The 16,522-nt window shown below is 53.8% G+C and carries 16 protein-coding genes; 13 read left to right on the top strand and 3 right to left on the bottom strand.

Annotated elements, in window-relative coordinates; genetic code table 11:
* The gene (locus BKD14_RS04650) at window positions 1-720 is read left to right on the top strand and encodes an ABC transporter ATP-binding protein (RefSeq protein WP_075654443.1); all 720 of its coding nucleotides are present in this window, start codon (window positions 1-3) and stop codon (window positions 718-720) included.
* Between the two features lie 82 nt (window positions 721-802).
* Here the strand turns inward: BKD14_RS04650 and fdhA are convergent, their stop codons facing one another.
* A complete protein-coding gene (gene fdhA, locus BKD14_RS04655) occupies window positions 803-1,993 on the bottom strand; it encodes a formaldehyde dehydrogenase, glutathione-independent (RefSeq protein WP_075654791.1) in 1,191 nt (396 codons plus the stop codon).
* Between the two features lie 155 nt (window positions 1,994-2,148).
* Window positions 2,149-2,508 (bottom strand): antibiotic biosynthesis monooxygenase, encoded by a 360-nt coding sequence (locus BKD14_RS04660; protein ID WP_075654444.1) that lies wholly within the window; start codon window positions 2,506-2,508, stop codon window positions 2,149-2,151.
* Between the two features lie 76 nt (window positions 2,509-2,584).
* Here BKD14_RS04660 and BKD14_RS04665 point away from each other — a divergent pair, with 76 nt between their 5' ends.
* The 3 genes from BKD14_RS04665 (at window position 2,585) to BKD14_RS04675 (ending at window position 5,204) form a co-directional block, all read left to right on the top strand.
* A complete protein-coding gene (locus tag BKD14_RS04665; RefSeq protein WP_075654445.1) occupies window positions 2,585-3,277 on the top strand; it encodes a winged helix-turn-helix domain-containing protein in 693 nt (230 codons plus the stop codon).
* A gap of 153 nt (window positions 3,278-3,430) precedes the next feature.
* Window positions 3,431-4,924, top strand: a complete 1,494-nt coding sequence (gene guaB / locus BKD14_RS04670; protein ID WP_075654446.1) for an IMP dehydrogenase — start codon at window positions 3,431-3,433, stop codon at window positions 4,922-4,924.
* 61 nt (window positions 4,925-4,985) lie between these two features.
* On the top strand, window positions 4,986-5,204 hold the full coding sequence (locus tag BKD14_RS04675) for a hypothetical protein (RefSeq protein ID WP_075654447.1): 219 nt from the start codon (window positions 4,986-4,988) through the stop codon (window positions 5,202-5,204).
* 89 nt (window positions 5,205-5,293) lie between these two features.
* Here BKD14_RS04675 and BKD14_RS04680 read toward each other — a convergent pair whose 3' ends face one another.
* Entirely contained in the window at window positions 5,294-6,259 is a 966-nt protein-coding gene (locus BKD14_RS04680; protein WP_022711199.1) for a hydrogen peroxide-inducible genes activator, read from the bottom strand.
* Between the two features lie 260 nt (window positions 6,260-6,519).
* Here BKD14_RS04680 and katA point away from each other — a divergent pair, with 260 nt between their 5' ends.
* From katA to repC, 9 genes are all read left to right on the top strand, one after another.
* Window positions 6,520-8,019, top strand: coding sequence for a catalase KatA (gene katA, locus BKD14_RS04685; protein WP_075654448.1), 1,500 nt, complete (start codon window positions 6,520-6,522; stop codon window positions 8,017-8,019).
* Window positions 8,020-8,156: 137 nt separating this feature from the next.
* Entirely contained in the window at window positions 8,157-9,449 is a 1,293-nt protein-coding gene (locus tag BKD14_RS04690; RefSeq protein WP_075654449.1) for an RsmB/NOP family class I SAM-dependent RNA methyltransferase, read from the top strand.
* A gap of 262 nt (window positions 9,450-9,711) precedes the next feature.
* Window positions 9,712-10,167 (top strand): PaaI family thioesterase, encoded by a 456-nt coding sequence (locus BKD14_RS04695; RefSeq protein WP_022711196.1) that lies wholly within the window; start codon window positions 9,712-9,714, stop codon window positions 10,165-10,167.
* Window positions 10,168-10,381: 214 nt separating this feature from the next.
* The gene (locus BKD14_RS04700; protein WP_083646896.1) at window positions 10,382-11,098 is read left to right on the top strand and encodes a 5'-methylthioadenosine/S-adenosylhomocysteine nucleosidase; all 717 of its coding nucleotides are present in this window, start codon (window positions 10,382-10,384) and stop codon (window positions 11,096-11,098) included.
* Window positions 11,099-11,186: 88 nt separating this feature from the next.
* Window positions 11,187-12,743: a glutamine-hydrolyzing GMP synthase gene (gene guaA, locus BKD14_RS04705; protein WP_075654792.1), complete on the top strand. Its 1,557-nt coding sequence runs from the start codon at window positions 11,187-11,189 to the stop codon at window positions 12,741-12,743.
* Between the two features lie 304 nt (window positions 12,744-13,047).
* Window positions 13,048-14,250, top strand: a complete 1,203-nt coding sequence (locus BKD14_RS04710; RefSeq protein ID WP_000954590.1) for a site-specific integrase — start codon at window positions 13,048-13,050, stop codon at window positions 14,248-14,250.
* Between the two features lie 147 nt (window positions 14,251-14,397).
* The gene (locus BKD14_RS04715) at window positions 14,398-14,619 is read left to right on the top strand and encodes an AlpA family phage regulatory protein (protein WP_001179606.1); all 222 of its coding nucleotides are present in this window, start codon (window positions 14,398-14,400) and stop codon (window positions 14,617-14,619) included.
* A gap of 4 nt (window positions 14,620-14,623) precedes the next feature.
* On the top strand, window positions 14,624-15,451 hold the full coding sequence (locus BKD14_RS04720) for a helicase RepA family protein (RefSeq protein ID WP_001162384.1): 828 nt from the start codon (window positions 14,624-14,626) through the stop codon (window positions 15,449-15,451).
* A complete protein-coding gene (gene repC / locus BKD14_RS04725; RefSeq protein ID WP_000743064.1) occupies window positions 15,438-16,319 on the top strand; it encodes a replication protein C, IncQ-type in 882 nt (293 codons plus the stop codon). The genes BKD14_RS04720 and repC overlap by 14 nt, the downstream gene beginning before the upstream one ends.
* Window positions 16,320-16,522: the final 203 nt, after the last annotated feature.

The following is a 16,522-nucleotide window of genomic DNA, read 5'->3' on the forward strand; positions in this document are numbered from 1 at the left end:
ATGCTGGAACTGAAACAGGTCTTTGGCGGCTACGGCAAAATGACCATTCTCAACGGTACGTCTTTTCGCATTGAAAAAGGCACGATCACCACTGTGATCGGCCCTAACGGGGCGGGTAAGTCTACGGTTTTTAAAGCGATTTTCGGCCTTTTGAATATCCGCTCAGGACAGGTTCTGCTCAATGGCAAGGATGTGACAGGGCAGGCGCCTGCTAAAATGCTGGCACATGGCGTGAGCTATGTGCCGCAGGGGCGCAACTTGTTTCCTATGCTGTCGGTGAAGCATAATCTGGAGATCGGCGGTATTTCCGCACCGGATCAGAGCAGGGTTGCACGCCGCATTGATGAGGTGATGGAGCAATTTCCGATCCTCAAAGAGAAAGCCAACCAGCAGGCGATTACACTCTCCGGCGGTCAGCAGAAACAGCTGGAAATTGCCCGCGCATTGCTGCTTGATCCGAAACTGATCCTGATTGATGAACCATCCATCGGCCTGTCGCCGCAAATGGTGAGCGAGACATTCCGCACGCTGATCCGCCTGCGCGATGAGGGTGTGACGGTGCTGATGGTTGAGCAGAATGCCAAGGCGGCACTGGCGATGTCTGACTATGGTCTGGTGCTGGAACAGGGGCAGACGCGAATGCATGACAAGGCAGATGCGCTGCTGGCTGATCCGCGTGTCGGGCAGTTATTTCTTGGTACCAGCCTTGCAGAGACGTAGGGAGAAAGAGCCTTGCAGAGGCGTAAATATAAAACAGCCCCGCGTGATATCTCATGCGGGGTTGCTCTGTTTCTGATTATTCTCAGGCTGATTTCAGCAGATCGCCATGCGGGTCGATGACGAATTTCTTCGCAGCGCCCTGATCAAAGCTTTCATAACCTTTCGGTGCGTCATCCAGCGAGATCAGCTGGGCATTAACGATTTCCGCAATATTCAGACGGTCGTAGAGAATGGCCTGCATCAGCTGGCGGTTATATTTCAGCACTGGTGTCTGGCCGGTATGGAAGCTCTGTGCTTTCGCCCAGCCAAGGCCAAAGCGCAGAGACAGGCTGCCGACTTTGGCGGCTTTGTCCACAGCGCCCGGATCTTCGGTCACATAAAGCCCCGGAATACCGATATTGCCTGCCGCACGGGTGATTTCCATCATCTGATTGAGAACAATTGCCGGTTGCTCGCCGCCTGCATGGCCGCGTGCTTCAAAGCCCACAGCATCAATGGCGCTGTCCACTTCATTGCTGCCGGTAATATCGGCAATCAGATCGCCAAGACGATCGGAAGCCGAAAGATCAACCGGCTCAAAACCGACTTTTTTGGCATGGGCAAGGCGTTCTTTGTTGAAGTCGCCGATCATCACTACAGCCGCACCGAGTATACGGGCAGAGGCGGCAGCTGCCAGACCGACAGGGCCTGCACCGGCCACATAAACAATCGAGCCAACGCCGACACCGGCTTTAACCGCGCCGTGGAAGCCGGTTGGCAGAATATCGGAAAGCATGGTCAGATCACGAATTTTGGCCAGCGCACGGTCACGATCCGGAATTTTCAGCAGGTTAAAATCTGCATAAGGAATGGTGACATATTTGGCCTGACCGCCGATCCAGCCGCCCATATCCACATAACCATAGGCACCGCCGGCACGGGACGGATTAACGGTGAGGCACACGCCGGTATCCTGCGCACGGCAGGTGCGGCAGCGGCCGCAGGCGACATTGAACGGCACAGAGACGATATCGCCGATCTCCAGCATTTCAACATCCGCGCCTTTTTCAATCACTTCACCGGTGATTTCATGGCCAAGCACAAGACCTGCTTCCGCCGTAGTGCGGCCGCGCACCATATGCTGATCAGAGCCGCAAATATTGGTGGTAATAACTTTCAGGATAACGGCATGTTCGATTTTGCGCCCCGTCGGATCGGCAAAAACCGGATCTGCAATATTCTGTACTTCAACCTGCCCCGGACCCGTATAGACGACACCACGGTTGCTGCTCATGGATTTTCCTCCCAGATAAATCACCAGATGAATGAGATGCGTAAATGTTGGATTGAAGATCACTGCAATGCTGACCAGAGCATATTCCAAGTTTGGTGAGATATCGTTCTGGACGCGACATCTGGTGTAGTGAATGGGCAGGCTGATATTTTGGGTCAGGCCAGCTCCCGCTCATGATGGAAGTTGCGGCTGTCCTGCGGTGCCTGTTCGCGGCTGTTCAATCCGTAATCGCGGGTGACATCTGCCACCCGCAGCCGGTAATCGGCAAAAACACCGCTGCGCCCTGCAGCTTGCGCCGAGCGATGCATAAAGCTTGAGCGCCAGTTTTTCACGGCTTCTTCATCGCGGAAGAAGGAGAGGGAGAGAATTTTGTCCGGATCAGTCAGGCTGTGAAAGCGCTCGACGGAGATAAAACCGTCAATCTTATGCAATTCCGCTTTCAGGTCTGCGGCAATATCCAGATAGGTGTTTTTCTGTCCTTTAGTTGGGTGGACTTCAAAAATAACAGCGATCATGGGGAGACTCCTAGTTCGTTTCTGAGCAGGCAAATACCCCATTGAGTTGCATCAATGCTTCGGCTATCATCGAACTATGAAAGATGGTCCTGTCATAGCTTCTGTTGCCGCATTGATCGGCGACCCCGCCCGCGCAAATATCCTCACGGCGCTGATGGATGGCCGTGCTTTGACGGTCAGTGAATTGGCAGGTGTGGCCGGTGTCACCGTGCAGACGGCCAGCGGACATCTCACCAAATTAAGCGAAGCCGGTTTGCTCACGGCAGAAAAACAAGGGCGGCATCGCTATTTCCGCCTGTCGGGAGCAGATGTGGCGCAAGTGCTTGAAGCCCTTATGGGGCTGGCGCAACGCACGGGTGCTGTGCGGGTACGTACAGGGCCGAAAGATGCAGCTTTGCGGGAAGCGCGGATTTGCTACGATCATCTGGCGGGTGAGGCGGGTGTCACGCTGTTCAATGGTCTGACGGCGCGTAATTATCTCGAACACTCAGAGCAGGATGCACTTCAGCTGACTTCGGAGGGGCGTGAATTTTTCCACACGCTTGGTCTTGAGTTGAAGCCGTTGGAAGGCAAACGCCGTCCGCTTTGCCTGCATTGTCTGGACTGGAGTGAGCGCCGTCATCACCTCGGCGGTGCGCTGGGTGCGGCAGTGCTGGATATGATGTTGGAGCGCAACTGGCTGCGCCGCGAGCAGGGTCGTGCACTTTATTTTACGGCGCAGGGGCGGCAGGAATTTGATCGCCGGTTTTGCTGTAATGAAGCTGCCTGATACAAGATCTGGTAAAATTTACGCGATTTTCACGAATAGTCTTTTCAAAAAGTCATATCCGTGTTACCAGCCGCTGCCAATTCAATTGAAACGATAAGAGTCGTTGCACCCTCTGCTCCCACAGGGTGTTTTACCTGTTTAAAGGAATTGGCCATGGCGAAAATTGTTGAATCATCCACCGGCGCATACGCGCTGACTTTTGATGATGTCCTGCTGCAACCCGGTCATTCCGAGGTTATGCCTGGTCAGGTCGATCTGCGCACCACCATTGCTGAAGGCATTGAACTGAACCTGCCGCTGCTCTCCGCAGCGATGGATACAGTAACCGAATCCCGTCTTGCAATTGCTATGGCGCAGGCTGGTGGTATCGGCGTTATTCACCGCAACCTGACACCGGAATTGCAGGCAGAAGCTGTTCTGCGCGTTAAGAAATTCGAATCCGGCATGGTTGTAAACCCTGTCACTATCGGCCCTGACGCAACATTGGCTGATGCACAGGCACTGATGCGTATGCACGGTATTTCCGGTATTCCGGTTGTCGAAAATGCGGGCAAAGGCCCGGGTCGTCTGGTCGGTATTCTGACCAACCGCGATGTGCGTTTTGCCTCTGATCCGGCACAGAAAATTTACGAATTGATGACCCGTGAAAATCTGGTCACCGTGCGTGAAAACGTTAATCAGGAAGAAGCCAAGCGCCTTCTGCACCAACATCGCATTGAAAAACTGCTGGTTGTTGATGCGCAGGGTCGTTGCACCGGTCTGATCACCGTTAAGGATATGGAAAAGTCGCAGCTCAACCCGAATGCCGCTAAAGATGCGCAGGGTCGCCTGCGTGCCGCTGCTGCAACTTCCGTTGGCGATGATGGTTTTGAACGCGCGGAACGCCTGATCGAAGCCGGTGTTGATCTGCTGGTGGTTGATACTGCCCATGGTCATTCACAGCGTGTTCTCGATGCGGTCACCCGCATGAAGAAACTGTCTTCCGATGTACGTATTCTTGCCGGTAACGTGGCAACCGGTGCGGCAACACAGGCTCTGATTGATGCCGGTGCCGATGCGGTTAAAGTCGGTATCGGACCAGGCTCGATCTGCACCACACGCATTGTAGCCGGTGTTGGCGTACCGCAGCTTTCCGCGATTATGGGTGCGGTTGAAGTCGCCCAGAAAGCCGGTATTCCGGTTATCGCTGACGGCGGTATCAAATTCTCCGGTGACTTCGCCAAGGCACTGGCTGCCGGTGCATCGGCTGCTATGGCCGGTTCGCTGCTGGCCGGTACAGAAGAAAGCCCGGGTGAAGTTTATCTGCATCAGGGACGTTCTTATAAGTCCTATCGCGGTATGGGTTCCGTTGGTGCGATGGCACGCGGTTCCGCTGACCGCTACTTCCAGGCGGAAGTGCGTGATGAGCTGAAACTGGTGCCGGAAGGTATTGAAGGTCAGGTTGCCTATAAAGGCCCTGTTGCCAATATCCTGCATCAGCTGGCCGGTGGTCTGCGTGCTTCTATGGGGTATGTCGGTGCTAAAACACTGCCGGAATTCCGCGAGAAGGCAACATTTGTCCGTATCACCAATGCGGGCTTGCGTGAAAGCCATTCGCACGGCGTGACCATCACCCGTGAAAGCCCGAATTATCCGGGTAGCGTATAAGACGAATACGAAAAGGCCGGTTTAACCGGCCTTTTTTATTGCCCGCAAACGGGAGGTGCTGATGAAAACCATTCCTGAAACCGACCAGATCAAGGCGACAGTGGAGCGTATGGAAAGCCACTTCTCTGTGCAGGAAGGGGAAGGAGCGCAGAGCATGTGGCAGGCTTATACACAGCTTGCCAAGCGCTTTGAAGCTGATCTCGCGGATGAGCGTGATCTATGGATGAGCAAAGCTGCTGCACTTATGATGCTTAAATACCAGCAGGAACGCGCTGGATAGAGCGCCGTGTGCCAGACTTGGCACACAAAGGTCGCTCTAACACTTTAAAATTAGAGCATAATTCCTTAAACTGATCCAAGTCTAAGAAATTATGCTCTAGATGCAGTCTCTTCAGATTCGGCACTGTGGCGGATCAGGCTGCTAAGTTCATCAGGTGCCAGCATCACTTTTTCCGCGCTGTTTTGGATGCATTTTGCCAAAGCCGTGAAATCCTCAAGACGCTGACTCTGTTTGCGCCAGAACAGACCGACTTGGCGTCTTGGGCAATTATCCGAAAACGGTACGATGCGGATGCGCTTATGCGGCACCTCTGAACGAATAGCGATTTCCGGTATCAGCGTCAGCCCCATATCATTGCTGACCATTTGCAGCAGCGTGGCCATGCTGGTCGCACCGAAATTCACCAGTGTGCGCTCACGCGGCAGAGCGCAGACCTCAAGCGCCTGATCGCGCAAACAATGCCCTTCTTCCAATAGCAGCAGCTTTTCCAGTGCCGCATTGCCCTGTGTGAGCGGCGAGGGCAGGACATCATTATTATTGCTGGAAGTGGCAATCAGAAACCGGTCATCAAACAGGTGTTTGCCCGTCAAGTAGGGATCATGAACCGGCATAGCGGCAATTACCGCATCCAGTTCACCATTGCGCAATTCTTCCAGCAGCTTGTCGGTCAGTGCCTCGCGCAGTTCCAGCGTCAGAGCCGGATATTGCTGTTTCAGCGCCTGAATAAGATCCGGCAGCAAATAGGGGGCAATGGTTGGGATGATGCCAAGCCGCAGGCGTGATTGTAGAATGCCACTTTTCTGCTCGGTCAGTTCTTCCAGCGCACGGATTTCCTGTAAAATCACTTTAATGCGCGGCCAGAGTGTGTGACCGAGTTCTGTGAGCAGAACTGATTTATTGGCGCGCTCAAAGAGCGGGCTGCCGGCGAGATTTTCCATTTCTGCAATTTGTGCGGATAAAGCGGGTTGCGAAACAAAGACTGTTTCGGCGGCTTTGCGGAAATGCAGATGGGTGGCGAGCGCATCGAAATAGCGCATTTGCTTGACTGTAAACATGATAAGAAAATCCTATCAATAATCACAGTAAATTCAATTGGAAATTATGGTTAGAATAGTTCTATTCTGTAGAAAGAGCATGAGAATGCAATTTCAATCCTGATCGGTGTATATCGTTAAGTTATTGAAATTGAGTATTTAATACATGTTTTGGCTGGTGCGGAATACCTGAAGGTGGTTCTGCGCCCGTCATAATCTTGTCATGCAGATTTTTTTATAATGGCTCAAAACAGAGCCAATCATACAAGGGAGAGCTAAAAATGGCCGATCGTCCGATTATGACCACAAGTGCCGGTTCACCGATTCCGGATAACCAGAATTCCCTGACAGCAGGCGAGCGCGGTCCTGTCCTGATGACTGACTACCAGCTCATTGAAAAGCTGGCACACCAGAACCGTGAGCGTATTCCTGAGCGTGCGGTTCATGCCAAGGGCTGGGGTGCCCATGGTACACTGACCATTACCGGTGATATTTCCAAATATACCAAAGCCAAAGCCTTGCAGCCGGGTGCGAAGACCCCGATGATTGCGCGCTTCTCCACAGTTGCCGGTGAAGCCGGTGCGGCAGATGCCGAGCGCGACGTGCGCGGTTTTGCATTGAAGTTCTACACCGAAGAAGGCAACTGGGATCTGGTTGGCAATAATACGCCGGTCTTCTTCGTACGTGATCCGGTGAAATTCCCGGACTTCATTCACACCCAGAAGCGTCATCCAAAGACCAATATGCGCTCCGCCACAGCGATGTGGGATTTCTGGTCGCTGTCACCGGAAAGCCTGCATCAGGTAACAATCCTGATGTCTGACCGTGGTCTGCCGACAGATGTGCGTCACATCAATGGTTACGGCTCGCATACTTATTCGTTCTGGAATGATGCCGGCGAGCGCTATTGGGTGAAATTCCACTTCAAGACCATGCAAGGGCACCAGCACTGGACGAATGCGGAGGCTGAAAAAGTTGTCGGCCAGACCCGTGAATCCACACAGGCCGACCTGTTTGGTGCGATTGAAAAGGGTGAATTCCCGCGCTGGAAAGTGCAGGTTCAGATCATGCCTGAACTCGATGCCGATAAAACACCTTATAACCCGTTTGATCTGACCAAGGTCTGGCCGCATGCGGATTATCCGGTGATGGATATCGGTATTATGGAGCTGAACCGTAACGCCGACAATTACTTTGCGGAAATCGAGCAGGCTGCCTTCTCGCCATCGAATATCGTACCGGGTATCGGCTATTCGCCGGACAAGATGTTGCAGGCACGCGTGTTCTCTTATGCGGATGCGCATCGCCATCGTCTCGGCACCCATTATGAGCAAATTCCAGTCAATAAACCTGCCTGTCCGGTGCATCACTACCATCGCGATGGTCAGATGAATACTTATGGCGGTATCGCGACCGGTAATCCGGATGCTTATTACGAGCCAAATTCCTTCAATGGTCCGGTTGAACAGCCATCGGCGAAAGAACCGCCACTGAAAATCTCCGGTGACGTTGATCGTTACAATCACCGTATCGGCAATGATGATTATTCGCAGCCGCGCGCACTGTTCAACCTGTTTGATGCAGGTCAGAAGAGCCGTCTGTTCTCGAATATTGCTGCGGCAATGGGCGGTGTTCCGGGCTTTATCATTGAGCGTCAGCTTGGCCATTTCAAACTGATCCATCCGGATTATGAAGCCGGTGTCCGTGCAGCCCTCAAGGAAGCGCATGGCTATGAAGCCAATACGATTTCCAATGAGGAAAAGCAGACAGCTGCTGAATAAGCGGCAAGAACGCAATATAAAGAAGCCGGAGCAGTGATGCTCCGGCTTTTTCTTTTGCTCAGGTCGTTTCACTTTGGCGCATTTTAAGCTATGCGGTGAGAACATATGAACAAGATAAAGACAGGAAAGCGGTAAAGATGCGTTTGGGCGGACGGTTGCAGGCAGCGATAGAAGTGCTGGAAGATATTGAACGCCAGAGCCGTGCTGCTTCCGATGCGCTGAAAGATTGGGGTGCAGCGCACCGCTTTGCCGGAGCCGGCGACCGCGCTGTGATCGGCAATATTGTCTATGACGTTCTGCGCCGTAAGCTGTCATTCGGCTGGCGGATGGATGCGCAGGATGCCCGTGCACTGGTTTATGCCTCTGTCCTGAGCGATCCGGATATGGGCGGCGAATGGCTGGAGGCTAATCTGGCCGGTGATAAATTTGCGCCAAAGCCGCTTGAAGCGGAGCGCTTGCAGGCTTGGGAAAGTCGTGATCTGAGTGATGCGCCGGAGTATATCCGCGCCGATATTGCCGAGAGCTGGGTGCCGGAATTTTCAGCCTTGTTTGGCGATAATTGGGTTGCACAGGCTGCTGAGCTTGCTACACGTCCGCCGGTTGATCTGCGGGTCAATACGCTGAAAACCAATCGCGACAAGGTGCTGGCCGCGCTGGAAGGTCTGAAAAATGCCGGTGCGGAAGCTGCGCCTTTTCTGCCGGAAGCGGTTCGTATTCCGCCTTTGCGTGCTCTTGGCCGTCATCCGAATGTACAGACCGAGCAGGCTTTTCTCGATGGCTGGTATGAGGTGCAGGATCTGGGATCGCAGCTTGCCGCGAAACTGGTTGGCGCACAACCTGGCCAGCAGGTTATGGATTATTGCGCCGGTGCCGGTGGCAAGACGCTGGCTCTGGCCGCAGCCATGCAGAATAAAGGGCAGATTCATGCCTATGATGCCGAGCGCTCGCGTCTCAATCCGATCCATGATCGCCTGAGCCGCGCCGGTGTGCGTAATACACAGGTACATAACCGGCCGGAAAATCTGGAGCCTCATAAAGGCCAGATGGATATTGTGCTGACCGATGCGCCATGCACCGGTTCCGGCACATGGCGCCGCCGTCCGGATGCAAAATGGCGCCTGACCGATGTGCAGCTTGAGCGCCGCGTTGCCGATCAGCATGAAGTGCTTGAAGCGGCCAAACATTATGTGAAGCCGGGTGGTCGTCTGGTCTATGTGACCTGTTCGCTGTTTGCTTCAGAGAATAACCGGCAGATCGCCCGTTTTCTCTCGGAAAACTCTGATTACAGGGCGCTGCCGATGGCCGAGTTGTGGAGCGGCATCACCGATCAGGCGCAGCCACATTATCCCGATTTCGGTGCCGTGTTCTCGCCGCTTTCCACGGATACAGACGGCTTCTATATTGCTGTTTTGCAAAATCAGCCTGCCTGAGTATCGGGTATTATTCTTATCCGGATCGTAATATTGAAAAAATACGGGCTTTTTCTCCATTAAAGCTGGTATTTTTTTCTGTTTGCGCTATTAGCTGGGTTTGAATAGCAGTATCCGATATAAATATATGTCTATAAGGATATATCCTGTTTTCGGTCGTATATGGACATGCTTTGTACGAACCGGTGGTTGGAATAGGTTCTGAAGACTGTTATGGAGATGCCATAAAACTGACATTCAGTGTATAAGACTGAGGGATATTATGGCAGTGCCGAGAATAGCAGAACCGGATTTCAAAGAACGGGTTGAGAAAAGTTTTGCACGTCAGGCGGCGATGAAGCTGATTGGCGCACAACTCACACGCTGCGAACCGGGTGTGGTTGAAGTGGAGCTGCCGTTTCGTGCCGATCTGACCCAGCAGCATGGTTTTTTACATGCGGGAATTGTGTCTACGGCTCTCGATGCGGTCTGTGCCTATTCGGCGCTGACAATGATGCCGGCGGATGCCGCAGTGCTGACCATCGAGTTCAAGGTCAATCTGCTGGCGCCCGGTAAAGGCGACCATTTTCTGTTCCGCGGGAATGTAACCAAGCAGGGACGTACAATTATGGTCAGCGACGGTCAGGCATTTGCCGTCGGTGAGACTGAAGTGAAATTGGTAGCCACGATGACAGCGACGCTGATGGTGGTGAAAGATCGTGAAGATTTACAGGACTAGGTTATCCTCTGAACACCTGTCCTGAGTGTGCTGTTTACGGAAGCGCTTCTGTAAACAGCTTTTTGATTTGAACCTCGTGCGGATTTATCCCAAAGCTCCGCGCAAGTCCGAATAAAAGGGTGTGCCGCAATCATCTGTATTGACGGCCTCAGGTGTTAGAATGACCAAGATTATGTCCGCGCCGGTACAGGGTGCTTCAGAAGATGCGATGTCGATGCTGCAATATGTGCATGATTTCGGCGGCAAAAAAGTTCTGTTTGTTATGGCGTCCCCTTCAGAATACGGCCCGCATTTGCAGGCTATGTTCAAGCCGCTGATTACCGGTATCGGCCCTGTTGAAGCGGCTGTCGTGGTGTCTGCGGTTCTGGCCGATCTTTCCATGCGCGGTGCTCTGCCTGATCTGGTGGTGTCGCTTGGTTCTGCCGGTTCGGCAAAGCTGGTGCAGACCGAGATTTATCAGGCGGTCAATGTCGGCTACCGCGATATGGATGCCTCGGCTCTCGGCTATGCCAAAGGTCAGACACCATCGGCTGATTTCCCGATCATTATTCCGTTGCCATATCATATTCCGGGTATTGCCAGCGCGTCCTTGTCCACAGGTGCAAATATCGTCACCGGCTCGGCCTATAATGATATTGATGCGGATATGGTGGACATGGAGAGCTTTGCGATCCTGCGCACCTGCCAGCGTTTTGCTGTGCCGCTGATTGGTCTGCGCGGTATTTCCGATGGTGATGAGGCGGTGAAGCAGGTGTCTGACTGGACACGTTATCTGCATATTATTGATGAGAAACTGGCGCAGGCTGTGCGCTTGTTGGAAGCGGCAATGTTGCAGAGCACATTGGTCAAAACAACCGGCCATCCGGATCCGGGTCTTTACAAGGCTGATCTTGAGCGTACAGTGCCGCTGACGGTAAAATCCGGCGACTGATCTTATCTCCACTGTTTGTACCCTAATATATTGTCGCGGGTTTCGATTCCGGCTTGCAACAATCAACATAATTCTCTAGATGCTGCCCATGAGCACCCATCCCGATACTATCCTTATCATTGACTTTGGCAGTCAGGTCACGCAGCTGATAGCGCGGCGTGTGCGCGAGGCTGGAGTCTATTCCGAAATCGTGCCGTTCCAGCTGGCAGATGAAGCGTTCAAGCGCATCAATCCGAAAGCTGTGATCTTGTCCGGCAGCCCGCATTCGACCACCGATATCGGTAGTCCGCGCGCACCACAGGCAGTGTTTGAAGCCGGTATTCCGGTTATGGGCATTTGCTACGGTCAGCAGACCATGTGCGAGCAGCTGGGTGGCAAGGTCGAAAGCGGCCATGACCGTGAATTCGGCCGTGCGTTCCTCGAAGTGAACGAGGACAGCGCACTGTTTTCCGGCATCTGGGCCAAAGGCACCCGCCATCAGGTGTGGATGAGCCACGGTGATCGTGTAACAGCGCTGCCGGAAGGCTTCAAAGTTGTCGGCACATCGCCGAATGCACCATTTGCAGCCATTGCCGATGAAAAACGCAAATATTTTGCGGTGCAGTTCCATCCGGAAGTGGTGCACACACCGGACGGTGCGAAACTCCTGCAGAATTTCGTCCATAATATTGCCGGTATCAAGCCGGACTGGACAATGTCCGCCTATCGCGAACAGGCTGTTGAAGCCATCCGCAAACAGGTTGGCAAAGGCAAGGTTATCTGCGCGCTTTCAGGCGGCGTGGACTCTTCCGTTGCAGCGCTGCTCATCCATGAAGCGGTCGGCGATCAGCTGACCTGTATTCTGGTCGATCATGGCCTGATGCGTAAGGATGAAGCGGCGCAGGTTGTTGCAATGTTCAAAGAACATTACAACATGCCGCTGGTTCTGGTGAATGCACAGGATCGTTTCATCTCCGCTCTGGAAGGTGAAACTGATCCGGAAGTGAAGCGCAAGACCATTGGCCGTCTGTTCATCGAAGTGTTCGAAGAAGAAGCGGCTAAGCTCGGCGGCGCAGACTTCCTCGCACAGGGTACCCTCTATCCTGATGTGATCGAAAGTGTGTCTTTCACCGGCGGTCCTTCGGTTACAATCAAGTCGCATCACAATGTCGGTGGTCTGCCTGAGCGCATGAATATGCAGCTCGTGGAACCACTGCGTGAACTCTTCAAGGATGAAGTGCGCGTTCTCGGTAAGGAACTCGGTTTGCCGGACAGTTTCATCGGCCGCCATCCGTTCCCGGGGCCTGGTCTGGCAATTCGTTGCCCGGGTGGTATCACCCGTGAGAAACTGGAAATCCTGCGCGAAGCTGATGCAGTTTATCTGGATGAAATCCGCAAAGCCGGTCTTTATGACAAGATCTGGCAGGCTTTTGCAGTGTTGCTGCCGGTGCAGACCGTTGGTGTTATGGGCGACGGCCGCACATACGAATTCGTTTGTGCGCTGCGTGCGGTAACATCGGTTGACGGTATGACAGCTGATTTCTACCACTATGATATGGACTTCCTTGCCAAGGCAGCGACCCGTATTATCAATGAAGTACGCGGTATTAACCGCGTGGTCTATGATATTACCTCGAAGCCTCCGGGCACCATTGAGTGGGAATGATTCCGCGTCTGGCACAGCCAGGCACCTGATGGCATGAAATGCCGCTAAGCCCGCGTAATTGCGGGCTTTTTTTTGTTTGTGTTTGGCACGATCTGGCAACGGGAGGAAGCGCCAAGCACCGTTTGAGCATGGCATTAAAGCTGGTATTATGGTTTGGCGATGCCATGATTGATGCCGATACCATGCTGCGTTCTTTTGTGTGTTCATGGTATTAATATTCTATAAGTTACTGTTTCGTAAGAAAAAATACGATAAACTCGAGATTTTTTCAGCATGGTATCGGAGACGAAGAAGGACAAGGTACATGCTGACCGATACCAAGCTGCGCAATCTCAAGCCCAGGGACAAACTCTACAAAGTGAATGACCGGGAAGGTCTCTATGTGGCAGTGACTCCAGCCGGCTCCATCTCGTTCCGTTACAACTACTCAATCAACGGTCGGCAGGAGACCATCACCTTTGGGCGTTATGGTGTCGGTGGCATCACCCTGGCCGAAGCCCGCGAGCTGTTGGGTGACGCCAAGAAGATGGTTGCGGCGGGCAAGTCGCCGGCCAAGGAGAAAGCCCGAGACAAGGCGCGGGTGAAAGATGCAGAGACGTTCGGTGCCTGGGCGGAGAAGTGGCTGCGTGGCTACCAGATGGCCGACTCCACCCGCGATATGCGCCGCTCGGTTTATGAGCGTGAGCTGAAGCCGAAATTCAGCAATCAGAAGCTGGTGGAGATCACCCACGAAGACTTGCGGGCGCTGGCTGATGCCATTGTTGAGCGAGGCGCACCGGCCACCGCCGTTCATGTGCGTGAAATCGTGTTGCAGGTATTTCGCTGGGCCATCGAGCGTGGGCAGAAGGTCGAAAACCCGGCAGAACTGGTGCGCCCAACAAGCATCGCTCGATTCGAGCCACGTGACCGAGCGTTGACGCCAGAAGAAATTGGGCTGATGTACCAGTACATGGAGCGAGTGGGCACAAGCCCAACAAACCGTGCGGCGGCCAAGCTGTTATTGCTGACGATGGTGCGCAAGAGCGAGCTGACCAATGCGACCTGGAGCGAGATCAATTTCAGCGAAGCGTTGTGGACGATTCCAAAGGAGCGGATGAAACGCCGTAACCCGCACCTGGTATTTCTGTCCCAGCAGGCTCTGGATATTTTCATTGCCATGAAAACCTTTGCCGGTGGTTCCGACTTCGTTTTGCCATCACGGTACGACTCGGATGCGCCGATGAGCGCTGCCACACTTAACCAGGTGCTGACGCTGACTTACAAGGCGGCGCAGAAAGATGGGAAGTCACTTACCAAGTTCGGACCGCATGATTTGCGGCGCACAGCCAGCACGCTGTTGCATGAGGCCGGCTACAACACCGACTGGATCGAGAAGTGCCTGGCGCACGAGCAGAAGGGCGTGAGGGCTGTCTACAACAAGGCTGAGTACCGCGAGCAGCGGGCGGCGATGTTGCAGGATTGGGCCGATATGATTGATGAGTGGACTTCGGGAGGCAGTAAGGGTTGATGTTTTTGCTATCTTTGATAGCATTGAAGTTGATGCCGTGAATTTATAAATAAGGCCGCCATTGGCATCGGGCAGGTCAATTACCGATTAGCTGCTTCGCGCAGCTACTCGATGAATAGCAACTATTCATTTGAGAGGTATTGACCCATGCAAAATATAAAGACCCTCATCAACAGGAAGAAGCTCCTGGAGATGATCCCGCTTTCGACACGAACAATTTATAACCTGGAGCAGCGAGGGGATTTTCCACGCCGTATCGCGTTAACCAGTAGAAATGTCGCCTGGGATTTGTCAGAGGTCGAAGAGTGGATTGAGGCACGTAAATCATCGGGTGATCAAGCTGCGCGACCTGGCCCTATAGAGGGCTAGTTATATGGCTCTTGATCTTATGGCGGCTTTCACGGAATTGCCGCCACCCATTGATTATGTTCTGCCTAATATGGTTGCTGGCACTGTTGGTGCTCTTGTGTCGCCTGGTGGGGCTGGTAAATCCATGTTGGCCCTTCAATTGGCTGCACAGATTGCAGGCGGGCCTGATTTACTTGAAATAGGCGAGTTTCCCACCGGGCAAGTGGTCTATCTGCCTGCTGAAGATCCACCGGCCGCTATTCACCATCGTCTGCACGCCCTTGGGGCACACCTCAGCGCAGCGGAACGGCAAGCCGTGGCTGATGGTTTGCTCATTGAACCCTTGATCGGTAAATGCCCAAACATCATGGCTGCTAGCTGGTTCGATGCTCTCAAACGAGCCGCTGAAGGTCGTCGCTTGATGATCTTGGACACTTTGCGGCGCTTCCACATTGAGGAGGAGAACGCTAGCGGGCCGATGGCGCAGGTTGTTGGGCACATGGAGGCCATAGCCGCTGATACAGGCTGCTCCATTGTGTTTCTGCACCACGCGAGTAAAAGCGCAGCCATGATGGGGTCGGGCGATCAACAGCAGGCCAGTCGTGGATCGTCCGTACTGGTTGATAACATCCGTTGGCAATCGTACCTATCCGGCATGACGCAAGGCGAGGCCGAGATACTGGGGGTCGATGATTGTCAGCGTGGGTATTTTGTCCGCTTTGGCGTCAGCAAGGCCAACTATGGCGCACCTTTTCAAGAACTCTGGTTTAGACGGCACGACGGCGGCGTGTTGAAGCCTGCTGTACTGGAGCGGCAGTGCAAGGTGAAAAGGAGACAGCGTGAAGAAGCCTAAGCATGACCTGACCCACGTCCGACATGATCCCGCGCACTGTTTGGCACCTGGCCTGTTCCGCAGCCTCAAGCGTGGCGATCGCAAACGCTGCAAGCTGGACGTGACCTACACCTTTGGCGAGGACGAATCCATGCGTTTCGTCGGATTCGAACCTCTCGGGGCCGATGATATGCGTCTTTTGCAAGGCATCGTGGCCCTTGGCGGCCCGAACGGCATCTTGCTAACCCCGGAACCGACCAGTGAGACGGGGCGACAGCTACGGCTATTCCTTGAACCCCGTTTCGAAGCCATTGAGCAAGACGGCTTGGTGGTTCGTGAGAGCCTGACCAAACTGCTCTCAGAAACGGGCATGACGGATAGCGGCGACAACATCAAGGCGCTCAAAGCCAGCCTGCTGCGCATGTCGAACGTCACCATCCTTGTGACGAAGGGACGGCGGCAAGCCGCGTTCCACCTGATGAGTCATGCTTTTGACGAGACGGACGGCAGGCTATGGGTTGCCCTGAATCCGCGTATTGCCGAAGCGATCCTGGGGCATCGTCCATATGCCCGTATCGACATGGCGGAAGTGCGGGTGCTACAGACTGATCCGGCACGGCTGATGCACCAACGGCTATGCGGCTGGATCGACCCCGGCAAATCCGGGCGCGTGGAACTGGACACGCTTTGCGGCTATGTCTGGCCAGATGAAGCCAATGCCGAAGCTATGAAAAAACGCCGTCAGACTGCCCGGAAGGCACTGGCCGAACTTGCCGCCGTGGGTTGGGTAGTGAACGAATACGCCAAGGGAAAATGGGAGATCAAGAGGCCTGGCCCCACGGCAACTGCACCCGTTTACCGTCGTAACGTTCCCTTGTTACCGTCGTAACGCTCCCCTTCTGCCGTCGTAACGTTCCCCGTCCCAATTTGGAAAACCCAGACGGTGCGCTGCTTTGCGGGCAGTTTGGGAAATCCATCCAAGATTATCTAAAGATAATCCATCATGCGCGGTGCAGCTCGCGCCTTGAGGGCGCGTTCTGACCTTGCCAATAAAGCCCTGGCGGGCTTTATCAATCGGCCATAGGCCGATGG

This window comes from Pseudochrobactrum sp. B5 (genome assembly GCF_001939785.1).
GTDB lineage: Bacteria > Pseudomonadota > Alphaproteobacteria > Rhizobiales > Rhizobiaceae > Pseudochrobactrum > Pseudochrobactrum saccharolyticum.

Coding starts and splice junctions, on each gene's coding strand:
- BKD14_RS04650 (WP_075654443.1), top strand. CDS start 1: ATGCTGGAACTGAAACAGGTCTTTGGCGGCTACGGCAAAATGACCATT.
- fdhA (WP_075654791.1), bottom strand. CDS start 1,993: ATGAGCAGCAACCGTGGTGTCGTCTATACGGGTCCGGGGCAGGTTGAA.
- BKD14_RS04660 (WP_075654444.1), bottom strand. CDS start 2,508: ATGATCGCTGTTATTTTTGAAGTCCACCCAACTAAAGGACAGAAAAAC.
- BKD14_RS04665 (WP_075654445.1), top strand. CDS start 2,585: ATGAAAGATGGTCCTGTCATAGCTTCTGTTGCCGCATTGATCGGCGAC.
- guaB (WP_075654446.1), top strand. CDS start 3,431: ATGGCGAAAATTGTTGAATCATCCACCGGCGCATACGCGCTGACTTTT.
- BKD14_RS04675 (WP_075654447.1), top strand. CDS start 4,986: ATGAAAACCATTCCTGAAACCGACCAGATCAAGGCGACAGTGGAGCGT.
- BKD14_RS04680 (WP_022711199.1), bottom strand. CDS start 6,259: ATGTTTACAGTCAAGCAAATGCGCTATTTCGATGCGCTCGCCACCCAT.
- katA (WP_075654448.1), top strand. CDS start 6,520: ATGGCCGATCGTCCGATTATGACCACAAGTGCCGGTTCACCGATTCCG.
- BKD14_RS04690 (WP_075654449.1), top strand. CDS start 8,157: ATGCGTTTGGGCGGACGGTTGCAGGCAGCGATAGAAGTGCTGGAAGAT.
- BKD14_RS04695 (WP_022711196.1), top strand. CDS start 9,712: ATGGCAGTGCCGAGAATAGCAGAACCGGATTTCAAAGAACGGGTTGAG.
- BKD14_RS04700 (WP_083646896.1), top strand. CDS start 10,382: ATGCTGCAATATGTGCATGATTTCGGCGGCAAAAAAGTTCTGTTTGTT.
- guaA (WP_075654792.1), top strand. CDS start 11,187: ATGAGCACCCATCCCGATACTATCCTTATCATTGACTTTGGCAGTCAG.
- BKD14_RS04710 (WP_000954590.1), top strand. CDS start 13,048: ATGCTGACCGATACCAAGCTGCGCAATCTCAAGCCCAGGGACAAACTC.
- BKD14_RS04715 (WP_001179606.1), top strand. CDS start 14,398: ATGCAAAATATAAAGACCCTCATCAACAGGAAGAAGCTCCTGGAGATG.
- BKD14_RS04720 (WP_001162384.1), top strand. CDS start 14,624: ATGGCTCTTGATCTTATGGCGGCTTTCACGGAATTGCCGCCACCCATT.